Origin of the sequence: Blastomonas sp. AAP25, from assembly GCF_001295965.1 — a bacterium.
Taxonomy (GTDB): Bacteria; Pseudomonadota; Alphaproteobacteria; order Sphingomonadales; family Sphingomonadaceae; genus Blastomonas; species Blastomonas fulva.
In genome coordinates this window covers 175655-200591 of sequence record NZ_LJHP01000005.1, presented here as the reverse complement: position 1 = coordinate 200591, position 24937 = coordinate 175655, and the positions used below count along the sequence as shown (strand labels likewise).

At 65.0% G+C, this 24937-nt stretch carries 30 protein-coding genes; 24 read left to right on the top strand and 6 right to left on the bottom strand.

Annotation, left to right across the window (positions count from 1 at the left end; all coding sequences use genetic code 11):
* The first annotated feature begins 137 nt into the window (after positions 1-137).
* On the top strand, positions 138-962 hold the full coding sequence (locus IP68_RS05660) for an SDR family NAD(P)-dependent oxidoreductase (RefSeq protein ID WP_054133994.1): 825 nt from the start codon (positions 138-140) through the stop codon (positions 960-962).
* A complete protein-coding gene (locus IP68_RS05655) occupies positions 959-1387 on the top strand; it encodes a cupin domain-containing protein (RefSeq protein ID WP_054133993.1) in 429 nt (142 codons plus the stop codon). Before IP68_RS05660 ends, IP68_RS05655 begins: the two co-directional genes overlap by 4 nt.
* 55 nt (positions 1388-1442) lie before the next feature.
* Here the strand turns inward: IP68_RS05655 and IP68_RS05650 are convergent, their stop codons facing one another.
* Positions 1443-1847: a GFA family protein gene (locus tag IP68_RS05650; RefSeq protein WP_054133992.1), complete on the bottom strand. Its 405-nt coding sequence runs from the start codon at positions 1845-1847 to the stop codon at positions 1443-1445.
* Between the two features lie 37 nt (positions 1848-1884).
* Entirely contained in the window at positions 1885-2385 is a 501-nt protein-coding gene (locus IP68_RS05645) for a DUF2505 domain-containing protein (protein WP_054133991.1), read from the bottom strand.
* A gap of 84 nt (positions 2386-2469) precedes the next feature.
* On the opposite strand from IP68_RS05645, the gene IP68_RS05640 reads away from it, so the two are divergent.
* Both IP68_RS05640 and IP68_RS05635 read left to right on the top strand, forming a co-directional pair.
* A complete protein-coding gene (locus IP68_RS05640) occupies positions 2470-3072 on the top strand; it encodes a LysE family translocator (protein ID WP_231683758.1) in 603 nt (200 codons plus the stop codon).
* 92 nt (positions 3073-3164) lie between these two features.
* Complete coding sequence (locus IP68_RS05635) at positions 3165-3356, top strand: hypothetical protein (RefSeq protein ID WP_231683756.1); 192 nt, start codon at positions 3165-3167, stop codon at positions 3354-3356.
* Positions 3357-3416: 60 nt separating this feature from the next.
* On the opposite strand, the gene IP68_RS05630 is transcribed toward IP68_RS05635, so the two are convergent.
* Positions 3417-4424 (bottom strand): nitronate monooxygenase family protein, encoded by a 1008-nt coding sequence (locus IP68_RS05630; RefSeq protein WP_054133988.1) that lies wholly within the window; start codon positions 4422-4424, stop codon positions 3417-3419.
* A 110-nt stretch (positions 4425-4534) separates the two neighbouring features.
* Positions 4535-5797, bottom strand: coding sequence for an aspartate kinase (locus IP68_RS05625; RefSeq protein ID WP_054133987.1), 1263 nt, complete (start codon positions 5795-5797; stop codon positions 4535-4537).
* 70 nt (positions 5798-5867) lie between these two features.
* Between IP68_RS05625 and ubiG the strand changes: the two genes are divergently transcribed.
* The 3 genes from ubiG (at position 5868) to IP68_RS05610 (ending at position 7584) form a co-directional block, all read left to right on the top strand.
* Entirely contained in the window at positions 5868-6617 is a 750-nt protein-coding gene (gene ubiG / locus IP68_RS05620; RefSeq protein WP_054134335.1) for a bifunctional 2-polyprenyl-6-hydroxyphenol methylase/3-demethylubiquinol 3-O-methyltransferase UbiG, read from the top strand.
* Positions 6618-6709: 92 nt separating this feature from the next.
* Entirely contained in the window at positions 6710-7186 is a 477-nt protein-coding gene (locus IP68_RS05615) for a nuclear transport factor 2 family protein (protein WP_171900226.1), read from the top strand.
* A complete protein-coding gene (locus IP68_RS05610; RefSeq protein WP_069050742.1) occupies positions 7183-7584 on the top strand; it encodes a nuclear transport factor 2 family protein in 402 nt (133 codons plus the stop codon). The genes IP68_RS05615 and IP68_RS05610 overlap by 4 nt, the downstream gene beginning before the upstream one ends.
* An 82-nt stretch (positions 7585-7666) precedes the next feature.
* Here the strand turns inward: IP68_RS05610 and IP68_RS05605 are convergent, their stop codons facing one another.
* Complete coding sequence (locus IP68_RS05605; RefSeq protein ID WP_231683754.1) at positions 7667-9229, bottom strand: replicative DNA helicase; 1563 nt, start codon at positions 9227-9229, stop codon at positions 7667-7669.
* A 136-nt stretch (positions 9230-9365) separates the two neighbouring features.
* Between IP68_RS05605 and IP68_RS05600 the strand changes: the two genes are divergently transcribed.
* From IP68_RS05600 to IP68_RS05565, 8 genes are all read left to right on the top strand, one after another.
* Positions 9366-9848, top strand: coding sequence for a UPF0262 family protein (locus IP68_RS05600; protein WP_054133984.1), 483 nt, complete (start codon positions 9366-9368; stop codon positions 9846-9848).
* An 11-nt stretch (positions 9849-9859) separates the two neighbouring features.
* A complete protein-coding gene (locus tag IP68_RS05595) occupies positions 9860-10552 on the top strand; it encodes a glycoside hydrolase family 25 protein (protein ID WP_054133983.1) in 693 nt (230 codons plus the stop codon).
* Positions 10531-10995, top strand: coding sequence for a cytidine deaminase (locus IP68_RS05590; RefSeq protein WP_348638119.1), 465 nt, complete (start codon positions 10531-10533; stop codon positions 10993-10995). The genes IP68_RS05595 and IP68_RS05590 overlap by 22 nt, the downstream gene beginning before the upstream one ends.
* 101 nt (positions 10996-11096) lie before the next feature.
* On the top strand, positions 11097-11651 hold the full coding sequence (gene dcd / locus IP68_RS05585; RefSeq protein ID WP_054133981.1) for a dCTP deaminase: 555 nt from the start codon (positions 11097-11099) through the stop codon (positions 11649-11651).
* Between the two features lie 41 nt (positions 11652-11692).
* Positions 11693-12877 (top strand): trans-acting enoyl reductase family protein, encoded by a 1185-nt coding sequence (locus IP68_RS05580; protein ID WP_054133980.1) that lies wholly within the window; start codon positions 11693-11695, stop codon positions 12875-12877.
* Between the two features lie 145 nt (positions 12878-13022).
* Positions 13023-13796: a metallophosphoesterase family protein gene (locus IP68_RS05575; RefSeq protein WP_054133979.1), complete on the top strand. Its 774-nt coding sequence runs from the start codon at positions 13023-13025 to the stop codon at positions 13794-13796.
* A 51-nt stretch (positions 13797-13847) separates the two neighbouring features.
* Positions 13848-15149, top strand: a complete 1302-nt coding sequence (locus tag IP68_RS05570; protein ID WP_054133978.1) for a M20/M25/M40 family metallo-hydrolase — start codon at positions 13848-13850, stop codon at positions 15147-15149.
* Between the two features lie 56 nt (positions 15150-15205).
* Entirely contained in the window at positions 15206-15898 is a 693-nt protein-coding gene (locus IP68_RS05565) for a Crp/Fnr family transcriptional regulator (RefSeq protein ID WP_054133977.1), read from the top strand.
* A 104-nt stretch (positions 15899-16002) separates the two neighbouring features.
* On the opposite strand, the gene IP68_RS05560 is transcribed toward IP68_RS05565, so the two are convergent.
* Entirely contained in the window at positions 16003-16674 is a 672-nt protein-coding gene (locus IP68_RS05560) for an OmpW family protein (protein WP_054133976.1), read from the bottom strand.
* A gap of 173 nt (positions 16675-16847) precedes the next feature.
* Here IP68_RS05560 and ccoN point away from each other — a divergent pair, with 173 nt between their 5' ends.
* The 9 genes from ccoN to IP68_RS05515 are packed head-to-tail and all read left to right on the top strand — an operon-like array spanning position 16848 to position 24889.
* Positions 16848-18515 (top strand): cytochrome-c oxidase, cbb3-type subunit I, encoded by a 1668-nt coding sequence (gene ccoN / locus IP68_RS05555; RefSeq protein ID WP_054133975.1) that lies wholly within the window; start codon positions 16848-16850, stop codon positions 18513-18515.
* A 2-nt stretch (positions 18516-18517) separates the two neighbouring features.
* On the top strand, positions 18518-19324 hold the full coding sequence (gene ccoO, locus IP68_RS05550) for a cytochrome-c oxidase, cbb3-type subunit II (protein WP_054133974.1): 807 nt from the start codon (positions 18518-18520) through the stop codon (positions 19322-19324).
* Complete coding sequence (locus IP68_RS05545; protein ID WP_054133973.1) at positions 19321-19479, top strand: cbb3-type cytochrome c oxidase subunit 3; 159 nt, start codon at positions 19321-19323, stop codon at positions 19477-19479. The genes ccoO and IP68_RS05545 overlap by 4 nt, the downstream gene beginning before the upstream one ends.
* Positions 19472-20419 carry a cytochrome-c oxidase, cbb3-type subunit III gene (ccoP, locus tag IP68_RS05540; RefSeq protein WP_054133972.1) on the top strand — a complete coding sequence of 316 codons (948 nt, stop codon included), beginning with the start codon at positions 19472-19474 and terminating at the stop codon, positions 20417-20419. Before IP68_RS05545 ends, ccoP begins: the two co-directional genes overlap by 8 nt.
* Positions 20412-21866 (top strand): cytochrome c oxidase accessory protein CcoG, encoded by a 1455-nt coding sequence (gene ccoG / locus IP68_RS05535; protein ID WP_054133971.1) that lies wholly within the window; start codon positions 20412-20414, stop codon positions 21864-21866. The genes ccoP and ccoG overlap by 8 nt, the downstream gene beginning before the upstream one ends.
* Positions 21866-22336, top strand: a complete 471-nt coding sequence (locus IP68_RS05530) for a FixH family protein (protein ID WP_054134333.1) — start codon at positions 21866-21868, stop codon at positions 22334-22336. The genes ccoG and IP68_RS05530 overlap by 1 nt, the downstream gene beginning before the upstream one ends.
* The gene (locus IP68_RS05525; RefSeq protein WP_082382154.1) at positions 22333-24492 is read left to right on the top strand and encodes a heavy metal translocating P-type ATPase; all 2160 of its coding nucleotides are present in this window, start codon (positions 22333-22335) and stop codon (positions 24490-24492) included. Before IP68_RS05530 ends, IP68_RS05525 begins: the two co-directional genes overlap by 4 nt.
* Positions 24489-24650: a cbb3-type cytochrome oxidase assembly protein CcoS gene (ccoS, locus tag IP68_RS05520; protein ID WP_054133970.1), complete on the top strand. Its 162-nt coding sequence runs from the start codon at positions 24489-24491 to the stop codon at positions 24648-24650. The genes IP68_RS05525 and ccoS overlap by 4 nt, the downstream gene beginning before the upstream one ends.
* Complete coding sequence (locus IP68_RS05515) at positions 24647-24889, top strand: hypothetical protein (RefSeq protein WP_054133969.1); 243 nt, start codon at positions 24647-24649, stop codon at positions 24887-24889. The genes ccoS and IP68_RS05515 overlap by 4 nt, the downstream gene beginning before the upstream one ends.
* Positions 24890-24937: the final 48 nt, after the last annotated feature.

Genomic DNA, 24937 nt, shown 5'->3' with positions numbered 1-24937 from the left:
CTATAGCTGGAGCGGGTGGGCGTCTTACTGCCGCAACACGCCAATGGCAAGGGCCGTCGCGGATCGCGCATTTTTGCTTGCCGTGCGGGCGCCTGCGCTCTTTGATGGCCGCCAACCAGAAACGGAGAGACAGGCAAATGGAATATTCGGGCAAGGTCATCTGGATCACCGGGGCATCATCGGGAATTGGCGAGGCCCTGGCCGAGGCTTTTGCCGCGCAGGGCGCATCGCTGATCCTTTCGGGCCGCCGCAGCGATGCGTTACAGGCGGTTGCCGACCGGCTGCCGACATCCAGCCTCGTCCTCCCGTTTGAGACCACCGACAAGCAGGCGCTGCCCGGCATCGTCGAGGAGGCGATCGCCTGGCAGGGCCATGTCGATGGCCTGATCAACAATGCCGGGATCAGCCAGCGATCCCTTGCGGTGGACACTGCGCTTGAGGTCTACGACCGGATCATTGCGGTCGATCTGCTCGCCCCGATCTGGTTGACCCAGTTGCTGCTGCCGCACATGACAGGCCGAAAATCGGGGATGATCGTGGGCATATCCTCGGTCGCGGGCCGCGCCGGCGTGCCGTTGCGCACCGCCTATTGCGCCGCCAAGCACGGGCTGATCGGCTATCTCGATGCGCTGCGCGCGGAAACCGAACTGCATTACGGGCTGAAGGTGCATACGGTGCTGCCCGGATCGGTCCGGACGCAGGTGTCCGCCAATGCGCTCGCAGCCGATGGCAGCCTGCACGGCAAGACCGACAGTACCATTGCCAATGGCATGGATCCCGCCGTTTGCGCCCAGCGCATCCTTGCCGATATTGCTGCCGGCCACCCGGAGATCGTGGTGGCGGAAGGTCTGGAGGACATGCTCGCCAAATTGCGGTTCAGCGATCCTGATAAGCTGTTCGGTACGGCTGCGGCGATGGGCGGCCAGCTCGCCGCTCAGCGCGACGCAGCGTCGGCGCAATGAGCGAAACGCCTCGGGAGCTGATCGACCGGCTCGCCCTTTCCCCGCACCCGGAAGGCGGCTGGTACCGCGAGACCTGGCGCGGCGCAGCCGACGCCGATGGCCGGGCCAGCGAGACGCTGATCTACTTCCTGCTCGAAGCGGGCCAGCAATCGCACTGGCACACCGTCGATGCGACCGAAATCTGGTGCTGGCATGCCGGGTCCCCGCTCGAGGTCGGCACCGCTCCGGGTGACAACGGGCCCGTGGCGTGGCATGTGCTGGGCAACGATTTTGCCGCAGGCCAATCACCGCAACTGGTCATCCCCCCGCACCACTGGCAGGCCGCACGCTCGCTCCATGGCTGGGCGCTGGTCAGCTGCATGGTATCGCCAGGGTTCGAATTCAGCGGCTTCGTGATGGCCGAGCCGGGCTGGGAGCCGGGGTGAGCCTGACGACCCTCTCCTCTCCCGCCTGCGGGAGGGGAGAAATGTCCGTTGCTCCCTAGCCCGGCGTCTTGTCGAACTTCACCGCATCCTCGGTGTACCGCACCCAGGGCTGCGCGCTGGCGGTCCAGAAGTGCATCTTCGGGTCGAGCCCGCTGACATCGTCGAGCGTGCCCGCCTTGACGAAGTGCATCCCCTGCTGGCTGGGAAGGTCGGACAGGATCGGCGATCCGCAGATCCCGCAGAAACGCCGATAGACCGGGTCACCGCTCTCGCCGGTGTCCTGATAGGTGGTCAGCGTGCCGGTGATCTCCATCTGCGTGTCGCGCACCCCGATCAGCACCGACATCGCGCTGCCCGCCTGCTTCTGGCAGTTGCGGCAATGGCACACCGCGCTCAGCAGCGGGTCGCCTTCGATGGTGTAGCGCACGGCGCCGCACAGGCAGCCTCCGGTCATCGTCATGTGCATCTCTCCCCTTGCCAACGCCTGTCCGCGCGCCTCAGCCGTGCGTGTCGATCCAGGCAAATTCTTCCAGCAACAGCTTGGTGCTGTCCTCGAGCATCAGTTTCTCGACCATGTCGGCGACCATCGGCGCGCGGCTGGAGACGCTGATCTGCGCCTCGCACTGCGTGGCGTCGTCCGAGCTGGGCGCAAGCGTGATCTGCGCGGCGCCCTCTGCCGCAAGCCCCTTGGGCTTGGCGTTGCGCACCGCGGTCCAGCTGCCATCGGCGTGCTGCTGCCAGATATCGTTCTGGGTCAGGTTGAGCCACGACCCGATCACCGAACGAATCAGCGCGGGCGCCTTGACCGGCACCTGGCGCGTGATCGCGACATGGATCTGCCCGGGCTCGGGCCGTTCGACAGTCACACTGACATCGCGCGAGCCCTGCGCCTCCATCATGCCGGCCAGGAACGCCTCGTCGGTCCAGCAGGCCACCACCAGCCCCACCGGTTTTGAAAATTCGTGCCGTTCCTGCCGCTTCAACATCGCGTCCGTCATTCCCTAATCCAGCGCCCGCATCCTGATGCATTGCGCTTGGCTGTCAGCAGCCTAGGCTATGCCGCAATGTTAGCAAGCTATGTCATGACTGTTCTCGTGATCGAACTGACGCCGGGGCCGAACATGGCCTATCTGGCGGCGCTGACGCTAGCGGCCGGGCGCAAGGCCGGGCTGGCGGCGGTGGCAGGTGTCGCGCTCGGGCTTTCGCTGATCGGGATCGCCGCAGCCGCCGGGCTGGCGACGCTGATTGCCGCGAGCCCGATGATCTGGGGCGCGCTGCGCTGGGCGGGCGGACTGTATCTGCTTTATCTCGCTTGGGAGACCTGGCGCGGAGAGACCGAAACCTCGCCCGCCGGCACCGCATCTATCAGCCGCACCGGGGCGCGCTATTTCAGCCGCGGGGTGATCACCAACGTCCTCAATCCCAAGGCGGCCCTGTTCTATGTCGCGATCGTGCCGCGCTTTCTTCCCGAAACCGGGCCCACTTTGGCGACCGGTCTGGGGCTGACCGCGATCAGCGTGGCGGTTGCGACCAGTGTGCATCTGGCCATCGTGCTGCTGGCTGCCAGGATGCATCCGCTGCTCAGCCAGCCGGGACGCATGGAGCGCACCAGGCACGCGTTGGCGATCGGTCTGGCGGGAATCGCGGCCTGGTTTCTGCTGACCACCACCGGGCCATCGGCATAGCGCCGAGGGGAACCATTTCGGCGGATTTTGCGTAGTCATGGTCTGTTACCAAGAGGAGGTCGGCAATGATCAGACACGGCGAAGAAGTTGAAATGAACACCGAAGAAGCCAGCGGCGGGCAGAAGCGGGGAATCGTGCGCTATGTGCTGCTGATCTCGACCGCGCTTGCCATCCTCGCGCTCAGCATCATCTGGATTACGGGTGCGGCCACCTCGCCCGAAGGCTCCACGCCCAACCCGGCAGAGGCCACCGCAAACCCGGCAGCAGAGCCCGAGGGCGACTGAACCGTCTGAAGACACTCCCGGCCTGAGCCAAGGCCCACCCAACAAGCGGCGCTCCCCGTATCAGCGGGCGAGCGCCGTTTCGGTTTCCTGCATCAGCGTGGCGATGATATCGGCGACGCTTTCCTCGGCGTTGACCATGCCCACCGACTGGCCCGCCATCACCGATCCGTTCTCGACATCGCCATCGATCACAGCACGGCGCAGCGCGCCTGCCCAGAAATGCTCGATCTGAAGCTGCGCCTCGTTCATGTCGATGCCGCCGGAATCGAGCAGCGCCGCGACTTCGCGCTGCTTGGCAGTGAATTCCTCGGTGCCCTTGTTCTTGAGCGCGCGCACCGGGATCACCGGCAGGCGCGGATCGACCTGCACGCTGGCGATGGCATCGCGCGCATTGCCGCGCAGAAACGCCTTCTTGAACGCCGGATGCGCGATCGATTCATGTGCGCAGACAAAGCGCGTGCCCAGTTGCACGCCCGATGCGCCCATTTCCAGATAGGCGGCGATCGCACTGCCCCGGCCGATGCCGCCGGCAACGAACACCGGCACTTCATGGGCGACCTCTGGCAGGATTTCCTGCGCCAGCACGCTGGTCGATACCGGGCCGATATGGCCACCCGCCTCCATGCCTTCGATCACCAGCGCATCGACGCCCGATCGGATGAACTTCTTGGCCAGCGCCAACGCCGGAGCGAAGCACACCACCTTGGCGCCTGCGGCCTTGATCGCCTCGATGCTGCCCTTGGGCGGCAGCCCGCCTGCCAGCACGATGTGGCTGACCTGGTGCGAGGCACACACCGCAATCAGCTCCATCAGCTGCGGGTGCATGGTGATCAGGTTGACGCCGAACGGCTTGGTGGCAAGAGCCTTGGTCGCGGCGATCTCGGCATCGAGCAGCGCAGGGGTCATCGCCCCGCACGCGATCACGCCAAAGCCGCCCGCGTTGGAGATTGCCGAAACCAGGTTGCGCTCCGACACCCAGCTCATCGCCCCGCACATGATCGCGGTCTCGCTGCCGAGAAACGCGGTGCCACGCGCCATGGCGGTGTCGGTCAGGGGGTGGTTGGTCATAATTCTATCCTGTTCCGGTTCCCTTGCGAAGGCAGGGGGCCATCTCCAGAGCTATCGATACGAGGCAAACGCAGGAGATAGGCTCCTGCCTTCGCAGGAGACCGAAGCCTTCAAGCCTCTACCGCATCCAGCCCATAGGCCGTGTGCAGCACGCGCACGGCAAGCTCGGTATAATCCTCTTCGATCAGCACGCTGACCTTGATCTCGCTGGTCGAGATCGCGACGATGTTGACGCCGCGGTCGGCGAGCGCCTTGAACATCGTCGCCGCGACACCGGCATGGCTCTTCATGCCGACGCCGACCACCGAGATCTTGGCGACATTGGTATCGGGGATGATGCGGTTGAAACCGATCTGGTCCTTGGCGGCCTCGAGCAGGTCCATCGAGCGCGCCAGATCGGCGGCAGGCACGGTGAAGGTCACGTCGGTCTCACCCTTGTCGCGGCCGACGTTCTGGATGATCATGTCGACGTTGATCGCAGCTTCCGCGAGCGGGCCGAAGATGTTGGCGACCGCGCCGGGCTTGTCGGGCACGCGGGTCAGCGTGATCTTGGCTTCGTTCTTGTCGTGCGCAATGCCGGTGATCAGCTGGCGTTCCATGTCCATTCCTTCCAGTTCTTCATCGCTGACGATCATCGTGCCGGGGATCGTGTCAGCCGCAGGGGCATCGTCTTCGATGAACGAGGAGAGCACCTGAACGCGCACCCCTTCCTTCATCGCCAGGCCGACAGAGCGGGTCTGCAGCACCTTGGCGCCGACGCTCGCCAGTTCGAGCATTTCCTCATAGGTCACATGGCGCAGCTTGCGCGCCTTGGCGACGATGCGCGGATCGGTGGTGTAGACCCCGTCGACATCGGTGTAGATGTCGCACCGGTCGGCCTTGACCGCCGCTGCCACCGCGACCGCCGAGGTATCCGATCCGCCGCGCCCAAGGGTGGTGATCCGCCCGTCATGGCTGACGCCCTGGAAGCCCGGGATGACCGCGATCACGCCCTTCTGCATCTCGGCAATCAGCGCATCGGCATCGATCGTCTCGACCCGCGCCTTGGCGTGCGCCTCGACCGTGCGGATCGGCAGTTGCCACCCCAGCCAGCTGCGCGCCTCGGCTCCAAGCGCCTGCAGCGCGATGGCCAGCAGTCCGCTGGTCACCTGCTCGCCGCTGGCGACAACCACGTCGTATTCGGCAGGGTCATACAATGGGTTGGCCTCGCGGCAGAAATTGACCAGACGGTCTGTTTCGCCCGCCATCGCCGAGACGACCACCGCAACCTCGTGCCCGGCGTCCTGCTGACGCTTGACGATGCGCGCAACCCTGCGGATGCGCTCTGTCCCGGCCATCGAAGTGCCGCCGAATTTCATGACGATCCGTGCCATTGCCCGTTCGTACTTTCCCTTATGCGAAGTTCGCCCCTATAGTCGGGCGCTGCCATAGAGAGGCCCCATGATGAACGCAAGCACCGCAACCGCAGAAGCCCGTAACGGAACGATCGACCCCAAAGAGGCCGCGCATTTCGGTCGGCTGGCAGCGGAATGGTGGGACCCGAGGGGCGAATCGGCGATGCTGCACCGGCTCAACCCCGTGCGGCTGGCCTATATCCGCAATGCGATCGATCATCACTGGCCCGAGGCCGGCGCGGCGCGCAAGCCGCTGGCGGGCAGAAGCGCGATCGATGTGGGCTGCGGCGCGGGACTGCTGACAGAGCCACTGGCCAGGTTGGGGGCCAAGGTCACCGGGCTGGACGCGGCGGCGGAGAATGTCGCGGCAGCAGTTGCGCATGCATCTGCCGTCGGCCTGACGGTCGATTACCGCTGCGCCGATATCGAGACACTGGAGGGCGAACAGTTCGATCTCGTTACCTCGATGGAGGTCATCGAGCATGTCACCGATCCGGCCGCGTTCGTCGCCGCCTTGGGCCGCGTGCTGGCCCCCGGCGGGCTGATGCTGCTGTCCACCCCCAACCGCACCACGATGTCGCGGATCATGCTGGTCGAGGCTGCCGAACGCATCGGCCAGGTGCCCCGCGGCACGCACGACTGGCACAAGTTCCTGACGCCGGAGGAGCTGAGCGACCTGCTGAGCGCCGCCGGGCTGAGCGTGATCGATACACGCGGCATCGCCTGGGACCCGATCAAGGGCCTGCACCTGAGCGATAATGTGGCGTTGAACTATCTGATGACCGTGGTGCGGACGTGAACATGGAAGATTGCAACGATAAGAAGTTGAGCACAGACGGCTCACGCCGTGCTTTCGTCGCGGGTGCGGTTCTCACCGGGTTGGCCGGGTCGATGGCCTTGCCAGCAGGCGCGAGCGTTGCCAAGGCCGCACCGCTGGCGGGAACCGGCGTCAGGACGCCCGCTCAAGCTCAGATGCGCCAATGGTTCGAAGCCTATCTTGCAGCCTTCAACCGTTCCGATTTTGACGCTTTCGGGCGCTACTATGCCGATGACGTGCAGTTTGCCGGGCAAGCCGCGACCTTGACCGGGCGTCAGGCGGTGATCGATTTCTACCGCAACGCCCATGGCTATCTGCACGAGGAGCTGGAATTGCTCACCTTCGTAGGGGCAGCATCGGGCAACAACTGCCTTGCCGAGCTGCAAACCACCCTGGTCGCACGTCGCGACTGGCCCGACATGCCGACGGGGGCGATGAAGGCGGGCGACCGCCGCCAGAGCATCAATTTCGTGATGTACGATATTGCGGGCGAGCGCTTCACACGGGTGCGCTCGGCCCGGTTCAGCTCGCAGCCGGGTCAGCCGACATGACACAGGAAGACCGCTTTCGCGCGTATATGGCAGCGTTCAATGCCAGCGACTGGGCCAATCTGGTGCCGCATTATTCGCCCGATATACGGCTGGTGATCGGCAGCGGGCGTGAGCTGATCGGACGCGATGCCATCGTCAAATTCTACACCACGGTCAAGGCGACGGCGCAGCGCACCATCGAGATCCGCAACTGTTTTGCCGATGGCAATGTGCTGGCCGCCGAGCTTGAATCCGAATTCGTCGCGCTGCGCGATGCGCCGGACTTCGCGGTGCGCCCGATGATGAAAGGCGACCGCTATTACATCAACAGCTGCGTCGTCTATGATTTCGTCGGCAATGAATACACCCGCATCCGCGCCGGCATCTTCCGCCGGGAGTATCGCCCGCTGAAGGCTTGAACCTGTCCGGCCCCCTGCGCAGGCCGGGGCCTACAGATAATCGGAAGCACTCATACGCTGGTGCGATGTGGCGACCCTTTCCCTATTCGTCGAACCCGCCGGGCATATAATCCTCTCTGGCCAAGTCGCTGAACTTGGTGATCTCGCTTTCGAAGCGCAGCTGGACGTTGCCGGTCGAGCCATGGCGCTGCTTGGCGACGATCACGGTCGCCTTGTTGGCGGTGGGGCTGAACTTGTCCTCCCACTCGCGGTATTTCTGATTGATCTCTTCGTCCGCGGCGGTCTTGGGGTCCATGATCGGGCCATCGGGCTTGACCATCAGCCGGTAATATTCCTCGCGATAGATGAACAGCACGATATCGGCGTCCTGCTCGATCGAGCCGGACTCGCGCAAATCCGAAAGCTGCGGGCGCTTGTCCTCGCGGCTTTCCACCGCGCGGCTGAGCTGCGACAGCGCCATCACCGGCACCTGCAATTCCTTGGCCAGCGTCTTCAAACCGCGGCTGATCTCCGAAATCTCGTTGACGCGGCCCTCGTTGCGGCCCGTGCCCTGCAGCAGCTGGAGATAATCGACGACGATGAAACCGATATCGTGCTTGCGCTTGAGCCTGCGTGCGCGGGCGCGCAGTGCGGCGATGGTGAGGCCGGGCGTATCGTCGATGAACAGCGGCAGGTCTTCGAGCTCCTGCGAGGCTGTCACCAGCCGCTGGAATTCGTTGCGCGCGATCTGCCCCATGCGCAGCTTTTCCGAGCTGATCCGCGATTGCTCGGCCAGGATACGCGTCGCCAGCTGGTCGGATGACATTTCGAGGCTGAAGAACGCGGTCTTTGCGCCGACATTCTTGTCGTCCTCGATCCCCGCCGCCTTGTCCAGCCGCCAGCGCGAGGCGGCGTTGAAGGCAATGTTGGTGGCGAGCGAGGTCTTGCCCATGCCGGGGCGCGCGGCGAGGATCAGAAGATCGGACGGATGCAGGCCGCCGATCTTGGCGTTGAGATCGGTCAGCCCCGTGGTGACGCCGGAGACGTGCCCACCGCTGTTGAGCGCCTTTTCGACCATGCCGAGCGCAGCGCCGACCGCAACGTTGAAATGCACCGCGCCGCTGGTGTCGCCCTCTCCCTGCGCGACATTGTAGAGCGCGGCTTCCGCCTGCTCGATCTGGCCCAAGGGGTCGACCGCCTCGCTGGTGTCCATGGCCTTGTCGACCAGCGTCCGCCCGACCTGGATCAGCTCGCGCAACAGCGCGAGGTTATAGATCTGCTCGGCAAAGTCCCGCGCGCCGATCAGGCCGCCGGCATCGCCGGTCAACCGCGCGAGATAGCGCATCCCGCCAAGCTCGGCGAGACCCGCATCGCTTTCGAAGAACGGCTTGAGCGTCACCGGGGTCACGGTTACGTTCTTGTCGATCAGCCGCATGATCTGCGCGTACAGCCTTTGGTGGACGCTTTCGAAGAAATGCTCCGCCTTGAGCCGCGCGCCAACCTCTTCCGCGATCCGGTTGTCGATCAGCAGCGCGCCCAGAAACGCGGCCTCCGCCTCGATATTGCGCGGCAGCTTGGCTTCGGGGGTGTCGCGCGCGATCGGGGCTGCGATCTGCGGCGGCAGCGCGGGAGGAGGAGCGGACTGAAGCAGGGTGTCTTGGGCCATGCCCATATATTCGCTGCGGACGCTGTGGCGCGCAAGGCACTGCGGCCAATAATCGTGTGGACAAGGCGCCGGACAGCGAGGCTGCCGGGTTTTTCCGCTTGCCCAGCCCCGGTGCATAGGCGAAAGACTGCGGCTTATGTCCGATCCGCGCATCATTCATGTCGAGCTCGACGAGCAGACCATCCTGTGGCGAAACGCGGATATCGAGCAGGAACGGCGCATCGCCATTTTCGACCTGATCGAGGACAATTTCTTCAAGCCGCTCAAGCCCTATCCCGATGATTATTCAGGCCCCTTCCGGCTGAGCCTTGCGGTGTTCGAGGGGCGGCTGGCGATCACCATCGCACGCGAGGACGGCACGCATCTTGAGACACTGGTGCTGGCGCTGGGCCGCTTCCGCCGCCCGATCCGCGAATATTTCGCGATCTGCGACAGCTATTACCAGGCGATCCGCAAGGCGACCGCGCAGGAGATCGAGACGATCGACATGGCACGGCGCGGCGTCCACAACGAGGCGGCGGAACTGCTGGTCGAGCGGCTGCAGGACAAGATCGAAATCGATTTTCCCACCGCAAGGCGGCTGTTCACGCTGATCTGCGTGCTGCACATCAAGGGCTGATCAGCACAATCATGCGGACATCCACCCTGAAACGCTGGACCATCGGCCTTGCGCTGCTCGCGCTGCTGCTCGCCGTTCTGGGCGGGCTGATCTGGGGCGGCATCACCGGATGGGCGCCCTCGCGCAAGGACTATCCGGTGCAGGGGCTGTACGTCAGCGCCAGCGATGGCGATCTCGCCTGGCCGACGCTCGCGGCAATGGGTGCGGATTTCGCCTATGTCCGCGCCAGCGCCGGGGGAGCGACCCGCGATCCGCGCTTTGCCGCCAACATCAAGGGCGCGCGGCTCAGCGGCATGCGCTTTGGCCCAGTGCACGAATTCAGCCTGTGCGCGGGCGAGGCGCAGCAGGCCGAGCTGTTCATCACCACCGTGCCGCGCGACCCGGCGATGCTGCCGCCGGTGGTCAGCCTGGAGCTTGACGAGGCCTGCAAGTCCCGTCCCGACCGCGCGATGCTACTGGGCGAGCTCAACACCTTCTTGAACCAGATCGAAAACCACAGCGGCAAGCCTGCGCTGCTGAGAATTTCATCGGACTTCGAAAGCGCCTATCAGATCAGCGACGGACTTGCCCGCACCGTGTGGCTGCTGGGCGATTTCGTTCCCCCCGATTATGCCGCCAAGCGCTGGGTGATGTGGCAATCGAGCAGCTTCTACCGGATAAACGGCGCGCCGCAGGGCGTGCGCTGGAATGTGGTGCGACCATGAGTGACGAGACGACGACCCGCGATCTGCTGGAGGCGGCGCGCGGCGCGGCGCTGACCGCCTATGCGCCATATTCGGGCTTCCATGTCGGCGCAGCCTTCCGCTTCGACGATGGCACCGTGATTACCGGCAGCAATTTCGAGAATGCAAGCTATGGCCTTGCCATCTGCGCCGAGACGGCAGCGGCGATTGCCGCGAACCTGCAGGGACGCCGCACCGGGCTGGTCGAGGTTGCGATCATGGGCGGCCCCTTGGGTGATGACGGCGCGCTTGCGCCAACGGCTGCGCCGGTGACCCCCTGCGGCCGATGCCGCCAGGTGATGAACGAACTTGCACAACTGGGCGGGACCGATCCTGTCGTCTATTCGGGCCATGCCAACGGCTGGATCGAGCACCGGCTCTCGGTGCTCTTGCCAGCCGCGTTCGGCCCGGCCAATCTGGAATGACAGCTTAACCCCGTCACCCCCGCGAACGCGGGGGTCCCGCTTTGCACCCGCCAGCGGGATTCCCGCTTTGCCGGGAATGACGAAAATGGAGAGATCGCGAAGTGTCCATCCTTTCCGACAAATGGATCCGCACCCAGGCGCACGACCATGCCATGATCGAGCCGTTCGTCGAGGCCCAGAGGCGTGATGGCTGCATATCCTATGGGCTGTCATCCTATGGCTATGACGCGCGGGTGGCGGACGAGTTCAAGATCTTCACCAACGTCAATTCCTCGGTGGTCGATCCCAAGCAGTTCGATCCCGACAGCTTTGTCGACCGCAAGACCGATGTCTGCATCATCCCGCCCAACAGCTTCGCGCTGGCGCGTACGGTCGAGTATTTCCGCGTGCCACGCGATGTGCTGGTGATCTGCCTGGGCAAATCGACCTATGCGCGCTGCGGGATCATCGTCAACGTCACCCCGCTCGAGCCCGGCTGGGAGGGGCATGTGACGCTGGAGTTCAGCAACACCACCCCGTTGCCCGCCAGGATCTACGCCAATGAAGGCGCATGCCAGTTCCTGTTCCTCAAGGGCAACGAGCCGTGCGAGATCAGCTATGCCGACCGCGCGGGCAAATATATGGGCCAGCGCGGCGTGACGCTGCCGAAACTGTGATCCATAGAACACCGCAACCACAATCAAGCAGGAGAGAGCCGATGTCGCCCAGAGAGAACCGCGAATTCGATGTGATCGTCTATGGTGCCAGCGGCTTTACCGGGCGGCTGGTCGCCGAATATCTGCAGAACACCTATGGCCAGGGCGGCGATGCCCCCAAATGGGCGGTCGCGGCGCGCTCGGCCGACAAGATGGCAGCGGTGCTTGCCGAAATGGGCCTTCCCGCCGACACGCCGGTGGTGGTCGCCGATGCCGACGTGCCCGAGACGATCGAGGCGATGGCCAAGCGTACCAAGGTGGTGCTGACCACGGTCGGCCCGTACCAGCTCTATGGCGAGCCGCTGGTTGCCGCCTGCGCTGCCAATGGCACCGATTATGTCGACCTGTGCGGCGAGCCTGCCTGGATGCGCCAGATGATCGACAAGTATGACGCCGCCGCCAAGGCCAGCGGTGCGCGCATCGTGTTTTCGACGGGTTTCGATTCGATTCCCTTCGATCTGGGCGTGCTGATGCTGCAGAAGGAATGCGTCACCCGCTTCGGCAAGCCTGCCCCGCGGATCAAGGGCCGGGTGCGGGCAATGCAGGGCACCTTCTCGGGCGGTACCGCCGCCTCGCTCAAGGCGACGATGGCCGCTGCTGCCAAGGATCCCGCGGTGCTGGGCTATCTGGTCAACCCGTTCAGCCTGGCGGGCGGCTTCGAAGGCCCCGCCCAGCCCAAGGGCAACAAGCCCGAGCACGACGAGGCCCTCGGCAGCTGGGCCGCGCCGTTCATCATGGCGCCGATCAACACCAAGAACGTCCACCGCACCAATGCGCTGCTGGGTCACCCCTATGGACAGGATTTCGTCTATGACGAGATGATGCTCACCGGTCCGGGCGAAAAGGGCGAGGCGATCGCCAAGCACCTCGCCACCACCGACATGATGGGCGGCGAAGGCGGCCCCAAGCCCGGCGAAGGCCCCAGCAAGGAAGAGCGCGAAAACGGTTTCTACGACGTGCTGTTCATCGCCGAGATGCCCGATGGCCAGGTTCAAACCTATGGCGTCAAGGGCGACAAGGACCCCGGCTATGGCTCGACCTCCAAGATGATCGCCGAAAGCGCGCTGTGCCTGGTGCAGTACGTGCCCGCAGGCGAAGGCGGCATCGTGACCCCGGGCGCGGTGCTGGGCGACAAGCTGGTCGCGCGGCTGGTGGCGAAGGCCGGACTGAGCTTCGCGGCGGAATGATCAACGGACCCTCCCCCTCGGGGGAGGGTTTGATGCCATTGCTGCAGCTGCGAACAACAGATGGTTGAACTTTTCGCCAATTGGCGCATATAGCAGCCGCTTGGGGCGACGCACGACACTGATCATTTGAAGAATCGAAAGCATCATGCTCAAGGCCTTGCTGCGCAGAAAGCCGAAACCGGCTGCCCCGATCGATACCGCGAGACTTCCTGACGGTCGGCGTGTCTACGCGATCGGCGATGTGCACGGTCGCCGTGACCTGCTCGACCAGCTGCTCGACCAGATCGTCGCCGACGACCGCGCGCGCGGCGCCGCCGACACCCATATCGTGTTCCTTGGCGACTTGATGGATCGCGGCCCAGACAGCTCGGGCGTGATTGATCGCGCCATCGAGGTGTCGCAATCGCTGGGCGAAAACGCGCACTTCCTGATGGGCAACCACGAAGAGGTGTATCTGGGCGCTGCCAGCGGCGACGAGAAGCTGGTGCGCTTCTTCTGCAAGATCGGCGGTCGCGAAACCATTCTGAGCTATGACATCACGCCGCAGGACTATAACGAGCTGAGCATGGAAGAGCTCGCCGCGCGGATGCCGGCACTGCTGACGCACAGGCATGTCGATTTCGTGTCGGGTTTCAAGGATCGCATCGTGATGGGCGATTATGCCTTTGTCCACGCAGGGGTCCGCCCCGGGGTGCCGATCGAGGACCAGCGGCCCAAGGATCTGCGCTGGATCCGCGAGGATTTCATTATGGATGAAGCCCCGCACGACAAACTGATCGTGCACGGCCACACCATCACCGACGACGTCGAGGAATGCCCCAACCGCATCGGAATCGATACCGGTGCCTATATGAGCGGCATGCTCACCGCGCTGTGCCTTGAAGGCGGTGAGCGCTGGTATCTCAAGACCGGACAATAGCCGCCTTCAAGGTGCTTGCGCTGGCCGGAAACTTGGGCCAGCTTGGCCCGCATGCACAAAATTACAACGCTGGTCGCAGCCCTGGCCCTGTTCACTGTCCCCGCGCACGCCGAGGTCGAGGCTGACCCGGCGCGGCTGCGCGCGGATGTCGAGAAACTGGTGAGCTTCGGCACCCGTCACACATTGTCCTCGCCCGACCATCCCACTCGCGGAATCGGCGCGGCGCGGCGCTGGGCGGCGGCGGAATTCGCGAAGATCGGCAAGGCCTGTGGCGGCTGCATCACCATCGAGCAGCTCGACCGGCGTTTCACCGGGCCGCGCGCACCCAATGGGGTGAATGTGGTCAACGTGCTGGGCGTGCAGCAGGGCAGCGGCGATCCCGATGACGTGATCATCATCTCCGCGCACATCGACAGCCGGGTATCGGACATCGCCGATTTCACCAGCGATGCCCCCGGCGCGAACGACGACGGATCGGGTGTCGCGCTGGTGCTCGAGGCCGCGCGGGTGCTGAGCAAGCAGAAATTCGCGCCCACCATCATCTATGCGGTGCTCTCGGGCGAAGAGCAGGGCCTGTGGGGTGGGCGGCTGATCGCGGAGACCGCCCGCGCGCGCGGCTGGCGGGTGCGCGCGCTGCTCAACAACGACATCGTCGGCAACACCGAGGGTCAGGATGGCCGCAAGGTCAGCGACCGGGTGCGGGTATTCTCAGAAGGCATCCGCGCGTCCGAATCGATGACCGAGGCGATGGCCCGGCGCGGCAGCGGGGGCGAGGATGATGGCCCATCGCGTGCGCTGATGCGCGCCGCACAGCGTGTCGGCAAGGCACGCGGCGACCTTGGTCTTGAAGTCTTCGGGGTGCGCAGGCCCGACCGCTTCAGCCGCGGCGGCGACCATCTTCCTGCGCTGGAGCTGGGCTATCCCGCGATCCGCTTCACCGTTGGCGTGGAAAATTACGACCACCAGCATCAGGACATCCGCCTGGAGGGCGACCGCAAGTTCGGCGACACCATCGACGAGATGGACTTTCCCTATCTCGCACGCGTGACCGCGCTCAACGTCGCGGTGATCCGCGAGCTTGCCAGCGCGCCAGCGGCGCCCGCCAGCGCGATGCTGGGGGGGGCGCTGAGCAGCGACACCCAGGTCAGCTGGGCCGAGGTTCCGGGGGCTGCGCGTTACAAGGTCTACTGGCGCAGGGCCGATGCCCGCGACTGGGAACAATCGGCAGAAACCACCGATATCAAGATGACTCTGCCCGGCGTGATCGTGGACGATCACTTTGCCGGGGTGGCCGCAATATCGGAAAGCGGCGCGGAGAGCGCGATCACCTTTGCGGGCCTGCCGCCCCGGTAATTTCGCACTGGCGCAGCGCCCTGTTCATAGAGCCTGGGAAGGCGTAGGGAGACCGTATGAACGATTGCTCATCCTGCATTGTCCGAAATCGCGCGATCTGCGCCAGCCTGACCGGGGACGAACTTGCGGTCCTGGGCAAGATGGGTCGGCGGCAGAAGGTCAAGTCGGGCCACACGCTGTTGTGGGAGGGCGATGACGCGCCTGTCGTCGCCAATGTGCTCGAAGGCGTATTGAAGCTGGTCGTGTCCGCATCGGACGGGCGCGAGCAGATTGTCGGGGTGGTGTTTCCCTCCGACTTCATCGGCCGCCCCTTCGGCAAGGAAAGCCCCTATAGCGTCACCGCGATGACCGATGCCGAAGTGTGCATCTTCAACCGCAACAGCTTTGACGATTTCGCCAGCGAGCATCCGGACCTGCAGCAGAAGCTGCTGCGCCGCACGCTCGACGAGCTCGACCGGGCGCGGCACTGGATGATGCTGCTTGGCCGCAAGTCGGCTTCCGAGAAAGTCGCATCCTTCCTGCTCGAGATGGCCGATCGGCTGTCCGGCCAGGGCTGCAATGCCGATGGCTCGCTCAACGGCTTCGAACTTCCCTTCGGGCGCCAGCAGATCGCTGACATATTGGGGCTGACGATCGAGACGACCAGCCGCCAGCTCACCCGGATGAAGGGGGATGGCCTGCTCGCCCTGCCATCACGGCGCGAAATCGTGATCCGCAATCGCGCCGCGATGGAGGAATTGGCCGGCTAGCCGCTCATGACACGCTATTGACCCACCCTGATTGCCGCCAGGCAGCGAGCCACATCCCGGCTCCGTCATGGTCAGGCAATACTGTGTCAACTCGATCTACCGCATCAGAACCGGAAACCGAGCCCTGCGCTGATCACCCAGGGGTCAAGCTCGTGCCGGGTGCGCAGAACCTCGACCCCGTTGGCGCGCCAGCTGGCGAGCGGGCGCATGAAATAGCGCTTGGCATCGACAGAGACGAACATGCCCTTGTCGTTGATCGGAACATCGACACCCGCCTGCAGTGCGGCACCTACGGTATCGTTGATCTTCTGGCTGGTCGCGCCCAGCGTTCGTGTCGTGGCGCCGGGCTTTTCGTTGATGAAGATGAAGTAGCTGGGCCCCACGCCGACATAGGGCCGAATGCCCCCTGCCTTGCCGAAATGATATTTCAGCGTGACCGTGGCGGGCACGATCTTGGCGTTGGAAACCAGGCCAGCCCCCGCCAGCGCGCCGCGTCCATCGACATCATGCTGGGTGACTCCGGCGATCGTCTCCACCGAGATCGAATCGGCCAGGAAGTATTCGATCGCCACCGTGGGGACAAAATTGTCGTTGGCCTTGGTCTGGCTGCCCGCGGGCAGGCCGATGCGGTCCAGCTTGACGTCCCTGATCTTGCCGTCGGGCGCGACAAGCGTGCCCAGGATCTTAAAATGCACCTCACCGCTTTGCGCCATCGCCTGGCCCGGAACGGCCAGAAGCGCGGCAAGCACAGCGAACGGTACGACAGATTTTTTCATGTGATCACTCCTCCTTGAGTGAACGCATCCCTGGCCCCGGATGCTGGCCAGCGCATTGATGCGGCGCAAAAATTTCGTTGATCGTGATCAATGTTTTGTGGGCCAGCCGGGTCCATCAGCAGCCGTAAGGAAGCGCAGATCCTGATGAGTCTGCGCGCACGGGGACAAGGTATATGGATGGTTTGGTTTTAAGGGCCGGTGGCTGGCTGGGGCTGGCTTTGCTGGCACTCGCGATGGCGATACTGGCGGTCGATTGGCCGTTTGCGGTGCACATGACGATCGTGATGATCGCTTGCCTGGCAGTATTGTGGTTCACGATCAGTCGCGCCGACTATGGCGCGATGGCGCGGGGCATGCTGAAACTGCCCGCCGATCTTGGCCAGTATGACGACGACCCGGTCCGCTGGGGTGTCATTGCGACGCTGTTCTGGGGCGTCGCCGGGATGGCCGCGGGGCTGTTCATCGCGCTGCAGCTCGCCTTCCCCATGCTCAACCTCAATTTCGAATACACCACCTTCGGACGGCTGCGGCCACTGCACACCTCTGCGGTGATCTTCGCGTTCGGCGGCAATGCGCTGATCGCGACCAGCTTCTATGTCGTCCAGCGCACCTGCCGCGCGCGCCTCGCCTTCCCGTCGATGGCCCGCTTCGTGTTCTGGGGCTATCAGCTGTTCATCGTGCTGGCCGCCACCGGCTATCTTATGGGGGTCACCGAAGCCAAGGAATATGCCGAGCCCGAATGGTATGTCGATCTGTGGCTGACGGTCGTGTGGCTGTGCTACCTCGCGGTTTTCATCGGCACCATCGTGCGCCGCCGCGAGCCGCACATCTATGTCGCCAACTGGTTCTATCTCGCCTTCATCATCACCGTGGCCATGCTCCACGTGGTCAACAACCTGTCGATGCCCGCCTCCATCTTCGGATCGAAGAGCTACTCGGCGTTCGCAGGCGTGCAGGATGCGCTGACCCAGTGGTGGTACGGCCATAACGCGGTCGGCTTCTTCCTGACCGCGGGCTTCCTGGCGATGATGTATTACTTCGTCCCCAAGCAGGCCGAGCGTCCGGTCTACAGCTATCGACTGTCGATCATCCACTTCTGGTCGCTGATCTTCCTGTATATCTGGGCAGGCCCGCACCACCTCCACTACACCGCGCTGCCCGACTGGGCGCAGACGCTGGGCATGGTGTTCTCGATCATGCTGTGGATGCCCAGCTGGGGCGGGATGATCAATGGCCTGATGACGCTCAACGGCGCCTGGGACAAGATCCGCACCGATCCGATCATCCGCATGATGGTGATGGCGCTCGCCTTCTACGGCATGAGCACCTTCGAAGGCCCGATGATGTCGATCAAATGGGTCAACTCGATGTCGCACTACACCGACTGGACCATCGGCCACGTCCACTCCGGCGCTTTGGGCTGGAACGGCATGATCACCTTTGCCTGTGTCTATTATCTGGTGCCGCGCCTGTGGAACCGTCCGCGCCTGTACAGCCTGCGCATGGTCAACTGGCACTTCTGGCTCTCGACCGTGGGCATCGTGTTCTACGCCGCCGCGATGTGGGTCGCTGGCATGATGCAGGGCCTGATGTGGCGCGAATACGGAGCCGACGGATACCTCGTCTACAGCTTCGTCGAAAGCGTCGCGGCGATGCACCCGATGTACCTGATCCGCGCTGCGGGCGGCCTGCTCTATCTCGCCGGGTTCATCGTGATGATCGTCAACGTCTGGGCCACGATCAAGGGCCATATCCGCGAGGAAAAGCCGATGACCGAGACGCCCCACAACCCCGCTGCTGACCGTCCGCTGGTCGCTGCCGCCGCCGTCAAGGGAGCCTGATCATGGCCGACACCAACGCCGAACCGCGCTTCAGCCACAAGAAGCTGGAACGCAACGTCACCCTGCTGGGGCTGGGCGCGCTGGTCGCCGTCGCCATCGGCGGCATCGTCGAGATCGCGCCCTTGTTCTGGATCGACAACACCATCGAGAAGGTGGACGGCATGCGCCCCTACACCCCGCTCGAGCTGTCGGGCCGCAACATCTACATGCGCGAGGGCTGCTATACCTGCCACAGCCAGATGATCCGTCCGTTCCGCGACGAGGTCGAACGCTATGGCCATTACAGCCTGGCCGCAGAAAGCATGTACGACCACCCGTTCCAGTGGGGATCGAAGCGCACCGGGCCTGACCTTGCGCGCGTCGGCAACCGCTATTCGGACGAATGGCACCGCGCGCATCTCATCGATCCGCGCAGCGTGGTCGGCGAATCGATCATGCCGCCTTATGCCTTCCTTGCCGAGCGCGAGCTGGACGCAGGCGACATGGCCAACGACCTGACCGCGCTGTCGCGGGTGGGGGTACCCTATGACAAGGCCGCAATCGCCGCCGCCAACGCTGATCTGAAGGCGCAGGCCGATCCGAACGCCGACGGCGCGGCAGAGCTGCAGGCGCGCTATCCCAAGGCGCAGGTCCGCGACTTCGACGGCGATCCGACCCGGATCACCGAGATGGATGCGCTGATCGCCTATCTGCAGATGCTGGGCACTCTGGTCGATGTCGAAAAGGCTGCGCCGCAAGACCAGGGCGCTGCGCCCGCACCCGCCGCTGCTGCGGCAGCGTCTGCGACCGCAAAGGGGGCACGGCCATGAGCTATGATGCGCTGCGCCACTTCGCCGACAGCTGGGGCCTGCTGGCCATGACCGTGCTGTTCCTCGGCCTTATCGCCTGGCCCTTCCGCAAGGGCGCGCGTCAGCACAACCACGACGCGGCAAACATGATCTTCAGGGACGACGAAAATGTCTGACAAATCGCGCTTGGACGAACCCACCGGCACCCACACCGTCGGCCATGAATGGGACGGCATCGAGGAGCTCAACACCCCGCTGCCGCGCTGGTGGCTGTGGACCTTCTACGCCTGCATCGCCTGGGCAGCGGTCTATGTGGTGCTCTATCCCGCCTGGCCGATGGTCAACAGCGCGACGCAGGGCGTGCTGGGCTGGAGCAGCCGCGGCGATCTGGAAAAGGAAATGGCGGGCCACACCGCGCGGCGCGCCCCGATCGTGGGCGCCATCGCCTCCATGCCGATTGCCGCCCTGCCCTCAAAGCCCGAGCTGCTCGAAGCGGCGATCCAGGGCGGCAGCGCTGCGTTCAAGGTGCATTGCGTGCAGTGCCATGGCGCGGGCGGCGCAGGCGTTGTCGGCCTCTATCCCAGCCTGACCGATGACGACTGGCTGTGGGGCGGCGACCTTGCCAATATCGAGACCACGCTGATCCATGGCATCCGCAATCCGGACCATGACCAGACCCGCCTCAACGTGATGCCCGCATTTGGCCGCGACGGCATATTGGACAGCGCCGCGATCAACGATCTGGTCAGCCATGTCCGCGTGATCAGCCGCCAGGAAAAACCCAGCGCGGCTTCCGCGCGCGGCGCCGCATTGTTCGAGAACAACTGTGTGGCGTGCCATGGCACCAATGGCGAAGGCATTCGCGAGCTCGGCGCGCCCAAGCTGACCGATGCCGTATGGCTTTACGGCGGCAGCCGCGATGCCATCGCGAAGACCATCCACAACCCCCGCAACGGCGTGATGCCGCGCTGGAACGACAAGCTGGACGCGGTGACGATCCGCATGCTGGCGGCCTATGTCCACTCGCTGGGCGGCGGCGAGGAAGCACCCGCACCGATCGCGCCTGCGGCTGCAGAAGCGGCCGCCGTCCCCGACAAGGTCCCGGCCCATGGCTAATCCAGACGTGCTTGCAGGCAGCGAGGGCCCGCTCTACGCCGCTCGCAAGGGTGTCTACCCCAAGAAGGTGGACGGCACCTTCCGCCGCCTGAAATGGGTGATCATGGCGGTCACCCTGGCGATCTATTACGGCACGCCGTGGATCCGCTGGGACCGGGGCCCCTATGCGCCCGATCAGGCGGTGCTGGTCGATCTGGCCAACCGGCGGTTCTACATGTTCCAGATAGAGATCTGGCCGCATGAGTTCTATTATGTCGCGGGCCTGCTGATCATGGCGGGGATCGGGCTGTTCCTCGTCACCAGCGCGGTCGGCCGTGCCTGGTGCGGCTATGCCTGCCCGCAGACGGTGTGGACCGATCTGTTCCAGCATGTCGACCGGCTGGTCGATGGCGATCGGAACGCGCAGATCCGGCTCGCAAATGGCCCGTGGACCGCCGAAAAGATCGCCAGGCGCGCGGCCAAATACGCGATCTACCTTGCCATCGCTTTCTGGACCGGCGGCGCGTGGATCATGTATTTCGCCGACGCGCCGACGCTGACCCGCGATTTCTGGGCCGGCGATGCGGCGTTCATTGCCTATGGCACCGTCGCCGCGCTGACCGCGACGACCTTCGTGCTCGGCGGCTTCATGCGTGAGCAGGTGTGCATCTATATGTGCCCCTGGCCGCGTATCCAGACCGCGATGATGGACGAAAAATCGCTGCTGGTGACCTACAAGGACTGGCGCGGCGAGCCGCGCGGCAGCCTCAAGAAGGCGCTGGCGCATCCCGGATCGGTCGGCGATTGCGTCGATTGCAACCAGTGCGTCGCGGTCTGCCCCACCGGCATCGACATCCGCGAAGGGCCGCAGATCGGCTGCATCACCTGCGCGCTGTGCATCGATGCCTGCGACACCGTGATGGCGCAGGTCGGCCGCCCGCGCGGGCTGATCGACTATTGCGCGCTCGATGATGTGGCGGTCGAAAAGGCGGGCGGCACCGCTCCGCCGGTGCTCAAGACGCTGCTGCGTCCGCGGCTGATGGTCTATCTCGGTATCTGGAGCGCGATCGGCGCGGCGATGCTGTTCTCGCTGGGCGAACGCACCCGGCTAGATCTTGCCGTCCAGCACGAGCGCAGCCCGCTGTTCGTCCAGCTGTCCGACGGGATGATCCGCAACAACTACACGCTCAAGCTGCGCAACATGGAAACCCGCCCGCGCAAGGTCGCGATCACGGTCAGCGGCCTGCCCGGCGCGCAATTGTGGACCGAGAACGGATCGCGCGAAAAAGCCAGCCAGCGGGTCTTGATGACGATCTCGCCCGACAGCGTCACCCGCGTCCGCCTGTTCGTCGCAGCGCCGTCCGAGGGCCCTGCGCGGCAGGACTTCACCATCGCCACGATCGGCCGCGATGGCGACCCGCGCGGCGATGAAGACACCATCCAGTTCGATCGCCCGGAGGCACAATGATGAGCACCCTGCCCGCAAAGAAGCTGTTCACCGGCTGGCACATGACCGCAATCCTGGTCGGGTTCTTCGCCATCGTCATGGCGGTGAACTTCACCATGGCGCGGCTGGCCTATTCGACCTTTGGCGGCAAGGTGGTCGAAAACAGCTATGTCGCCAGCCAGCAGTACAACGATCTGCTCGCCCGCGCAGAGGTACAGGACCAGATGGGCTGGACCCAGTCGGTGTGGCTCGATCGGACCCGGCACATGCGGATCACACTGGGGCAGGATGGCCGGCCGCTTGCGATTACGAGCGCCACCGCCACGGTCAGCCACCCGCTGGGCAGCGTGCCTTCGCGCACGCTGACGATGGTGCGCGATGGCAAGGGCGGAATGATCTCCACCGCCCCGCTGGAACAGGGCCGCTGGCGAGTGGACCTGATCGTCCGCCACGACGCACAGGAAGCCCGCTACCGGAGCGACGTGCGATGAACGCGTTCGCCAGCCTCGCTCCCCGCCCCGCCCCGCGACCGGCAACCCCGCCCGCGCTGATCGAGCGCGACTTTGCCGTGCCAGATATCCGCTGCGCGGGCTGCATATCCAAGCTTGAGCAGGGCCTGGTGCGCGACTCGCGCATCCATTCGGCGCGGGTCAACTTCACCGAAAAGCGGGTGCACGTCTCGTGCACGGCCGATGCGCAGATGCCCGATCTGCTGGGCGCGTTCACCTCGCTGGGGTTCGAGGCGCATCCGATCGGCGATGGCCCGAAGGACATCGACCCCGATGCGGCGAACAGCCGCGAACTGCTGCGCGCGGTCGCGGTGTCCGGCTTTGCGATGATGAACATCATGCTGCTGTCGGTTTCGGTCTGGTCGGGGGCGGCAGGTGTCACCCGCGACCTGTTCCACTGGCTCTCGGCGATGATAGCGCTGCCGACCATCGCCTATGCGGGCCGCCCGTTCTTCCGCTCGGCCTGGCGCGCGCTTGCGCATGGCCACACCAACATGGACGTGCCGATCAGCATCGGCGTCACGCTGGCCACCGCCCTCAGCTTGTACGAGACTGCGACCCACGGCCCGCATGCCTATTTCGACAGCGCGGTGATGCTGCTGTTCTTCCTGCTGTGCGGCCGCTGGCTCGACAGCGTGATGCGGGACCGCGCGCGTGGAGGCGTGACCGCGCTGCTGCGCAACATGGGCACCGGCGCGATGGTGTTCGATTCGGATGGCTCCACCCGCTGGGTCGATGCGACCGAGCTCAACCCCGGCATGGTCATGCTGGTGGCGGCAGGCGAGCGGCTGGCGGCCGACGGCGTGATCGTTGCTGGCGCCAGCCGGATCGACCTGTCGCTGCTCACCGGCGAGAGCGCGCCGCAGGAAGCGGGGATGGACGATGTCGTGCATGCCGGAACGCTCAACCTGGAAACTCCGATCCGGGTGCGCGTGACCGCCGCGGGCACCGACACCGCGATTGCCGATATCGCGCGGCTCATGGGCGAGGCATCGCAGGGCAAGTCGCGCTATGTCCGCATCGCTGACCGCGCCGCAAGGCTCTATGCGCCTGCCGTCCACACGCTTGCGCTGATGGCATTTGGCGGCTGGATGCTTGCTGGCGCAGGCTGGCACGATGCGCTGCTGATCTCGGTCGCGGTACTGATCATCACCTGCCCCTGCGCGCTGGGCCTTGCCGTTCCCGCCGCGCAGATCGTGGCGGCAGGCGCGCTGATGAAGGTCGGCGTGCTGATCAAGGATGGCTCCGCGCTCGAGCGGCTGGCCGAGGTCGACCGCGCGCTGATCGACAAGACCGGCACGCTGACCCTGGGTCGCCCGGTCGCGAGCAACCTCTACGAGATTGCGCCCGAGCACCACGCGCTGCTGCTTGCGCTGGCTCGCGCGAGCCGCCATCCCTTGAGCGCCGCGCTGACCCGCGATCTGGGGGCGCAGGGAATTGCTGCGGCGGAAGTCACCCACGTGCAGGAAACGGCGGGCTTTGGCGTCGAGGCACAATGGCAGGGCCATATCGTCACTCTGGGCCGCCCCCAGCAGGGCGATGCGGGCACCGAGCTTGCCACCGAGCTTGCCATCGACATGCAGCCGGTCGCGTTGGTGCGCTTTGCCGATGCGCTGCGCCCCGATGCGATCGATGCCATCGCCGCGCTGAAGGCGCAGGGCATCGATGCGATGATCCTGTCGGGAGATCGCGCCGCCGCGGTTGCCCCAGTCGCGCGCACCCTGGGCCTCACCGCGATCACCGGCATGAGCCCGCAGGACAAGCTCGCTGCGATCGCACGCCACACCGGCGCCGGGCACAAGGTGCTGATGATCGGCGACGGGCTCAACGATGGCCCCGCGCTCGCCGCGGGCCACGCCTCGATGGCGCCGGGCAGCGCCAGCGATGTCGGCAAGAACGCCTCCGACTGCATCTTCCTCGGCGACCGGCTGATGCCCGTTGCCGACACCATCCGCATGGCGCGGCGGACGCAAGCCATCGTCCGGCAGAATTTCATGCTCGCCATCGGCTACAACGTCATCGCGGTGCCACTGGCATTCGCCGGGCTGGTGACGCCGCTGGTCGCCGCGCTCGCGATGTCGGGATCTTCGCTGATCGTGGTCAGCAACGCCTTGCGCCTCAAGAGGACCTTGAAATGAACGGTCTCCTCGTTCTCATCCCCATCGCGCTGTTTCTCGGGCTGCTCGGGCTCGCGGCGTTCTTCTGGTCGCTCAAGCGCGGCCAGTTCGACGACATGGATGGCGCCGCGCTGCGCATCTTTGTCGAGGACGAAGAGGACAAGGCGGTGCAGCCATGAACCCGCTCGCAAGGGACCTGCGCGCGATCTGTGCACTGCTGATCGCCACCGCCATGATCCACGCCCCGCTCGCCCAGGCAGACGCGCAGATGATCGCGGTGAGCAACTGCAACGGCGGCATGAGCCTGCTGGTCATCCCGCAGGACGACAGCGCCCCAGGCAAAAGCGGCGGCAATGACTGCGCCAAGGCATGCCATGGCATGTGCGAGCGGCGGGGCAAGAGCCTGAAACGGGGATAGGCCAGGCACTTCGGCCCTCCCCTGCCCCTTTACAGAGATTTGGCGGCG

What these genes read in the sequence shown, in the direction of transcription:
- IP68_RS05660 (WP_054133994.1), top strand. Translation starts at nt 138, where the DNA reads ATGGAATATTCGGGCAAGGTCATCTGGATCACCGGGGCATCATCGGGA.
- IP68_RS05655 (WP_054133993.1), top strand. Translation starts at nt 959, where the DNA reads ATGAGCGAAACGCCTCGGGAGCTGATCGACCGGCTCGCCCTTTCCCCG.
- IP68_RS05650 (WP_054133992.1), bottom strand. Translation starts at nt 1,847, where the DNA reads ATGACGATGACCGGAGGCTGCCTGTGCGGCGCCGTGCGCTACACCATC.
- IP68_RS05645 (WP_054133991.1), bottom strand. Translation starts at nt 2,385, where the DNA reads ATGACGGACGCGATGTTGAAGCGGCAGGAACGGCACGAATTTTCAAAA.
- IP68_RS05640 (WP_231683758.1), top strand. Translation starts at nt 2,470, where the DNA reads ATGACTGTTCTCGTGATCGAACTGACGCCGGGGCCGAACATGGCCTAT.
- IP68_RS05635 (WP_231683756.1), top strand. Translation starts at nt 3,165, where the DNA reads ATGAACACCGAAGAAGCCAGCGGCGGGCAGAAGCGGGGAATCGTGCGC.
- IP68_RS05630 (WP_054133988.1), bottom strand. Translation starts at nt 4,424, where the DNA reads ATGACCAACCACCCCCTGACCGACACCGCCATGGCGCGTGGCACCGCG.
- IP68_RS05625 (WP_054133987.1), bottom strand. Translation starts at nt 5,797, where the DNA reads ATGGCACGGATCGTCATGAAATTCGGCGGCACTTCGATGGCCGGGACA.
- ubiG (WP_054134335.1), top strand. Translation starts at nt 5,868, where the DNA reads ATGAACGCAAGCACCGCAACCGCAGAAGCCCGTAACGGAACGATCGAC.
- IP68_RS05615 (WP_171900226.1), top strand. Translation starts at nt 6,710, where the DNA reads ATGGCCTTGCCAGCAGGCGCGAGCGTTGCCAAGGCCGCACCGCTGGCG.
- IP68_RS05610 (WP_069050742.1), top strand. Translation starts at nt 7,183, where the DNA reads ATGACACAGGAAGACCGCTTTCGCGCGTATATGGCAGCGTTCAATGCC.
- IP68_RS05605 (WP_231683754.1), bottom strand. Translation starts at nt 9,229, where the DNA reads ATGGCCCAAGACACCCTGCTTCAGTCCGCTCCTCCTCCCGCGCTGCCG.
- IP68_RS05600 (WP_054133984.1), top strand. Translation starts at nt 9,366, where the DNA reads ATGTCCGATCCGCGCATCATTCATGTCGAGCTCGACGAGCAGACCATC.
- IP68_RS05595 (WP_054133983.1), top strand. Translation starts at nt 9,860, where the DNA reads ATGCGGACATCCACCCTGAAACGCTGGACCATCGGCCTTGCGCTGCTC.
- IP68_RS05580 (WP_054133980.1), top strand. Translation starts at nt 11,693, where the DNA reads ATGTCGCCCAGAGAGAACCGCGAATTCGATGTGATCGTCTATGGTGCC.
- IP68_RS05575 (WP_054133979.1), top strand. Translation starts at nt 13,023, where the DNA reads ATGCTCAAGGCCTTGCTGCGCAGAAAGCCGAAACCGGCTGCCCCGATC.
- IP68_RS05570 (WP_054133978.1), top strand. Translation starts at nt 13,848, where the DNA reads ATGCACAAAATTACAACGCTGGTCGCAGCCCTGGCCCTGTTCACTGTC.
- IP68_RS05565 (WP_054133977.1), top strand. Translation starts at nt 15,206, where the DNA reads ATGAACGATTGCTCATCCTGCATTGTCCGAAATCGCGCGATCTGCGCC.
- IP68_RS05560 (WP_054133976.1), bottom strand. Translation starts at nt 16,674, where the DNA reads ATGAAAAAATCTGTCGTACCGTTCGCTGTGCTTGCCGCGCTTCTGGCC.
- ccoN (WP_054133975.1), top strand. Translation starts at nt 16,848, where the DNA reads ATGGATGGTTTGGTTTTAAGGGCCGGTGGCTGGCTGGGGCTGGCTTTG.
- ccoO (WP_054133974.1), top strand. Translation starts at nt 18,518, where the DNA reads ATGGCCGACACCAACGCCGAACCGCGCTTCAGCCACAAGAAGCTGGAA.
- IP68_RS05545 (WP_054133973.1), top strand. Translation starts at nt 19,321, where the DNA reads ATGAGCTATGATGCGCTGCGCCACTTCGCCGACAGCTGGGGCCTGCTG.
- ccoP (WP_054133972.1), top strand. Translation starts at nt 19,472, where the DNA reads ATGTCTGACAAATCGCGCTTGGACGAACCCACCGGCACCCACACCGTC.
- ccoG (WP_054133971.1), top strand. Translation starts at nt 20,412, where the DNA reads ATGGCTAATCCAGACGTGCTTGCAGGCAGCGAGGGCCCGCTCTACGCC.
- IP68_RS05530 (WP_054134333.1), top strand. Translation starts at nt 21,866, where the DNA reads ATGAGCACCCTGCCCGCAAAGAAGCTGTTCACCGGCTGGCACATGACC.
- IP68_RS05525 (WP_082382154.1), top strand. Translation starts at nt 22,333, where the DNA reads ATGAACGCGTTCGCCAGCCTCGCTCCCCGCCCCGCCCCGCGACCGGCA.
- ccoS (WP_054133970.1), top strand. Translation starts at nt 24,489, where the DNA reads ATGAACGGTCTCCTCGTTCTCATCCCCATCGCGCTGTTTCTCGGGCTG.
- IP68_RS05515 (WP_054133969.1), top strand. Translation starts at nt 24,647, where the DNA reads ATGAACCCGCTCGCAAGGGACCTGCGCGCGATCTGTGCACTGCTGATC.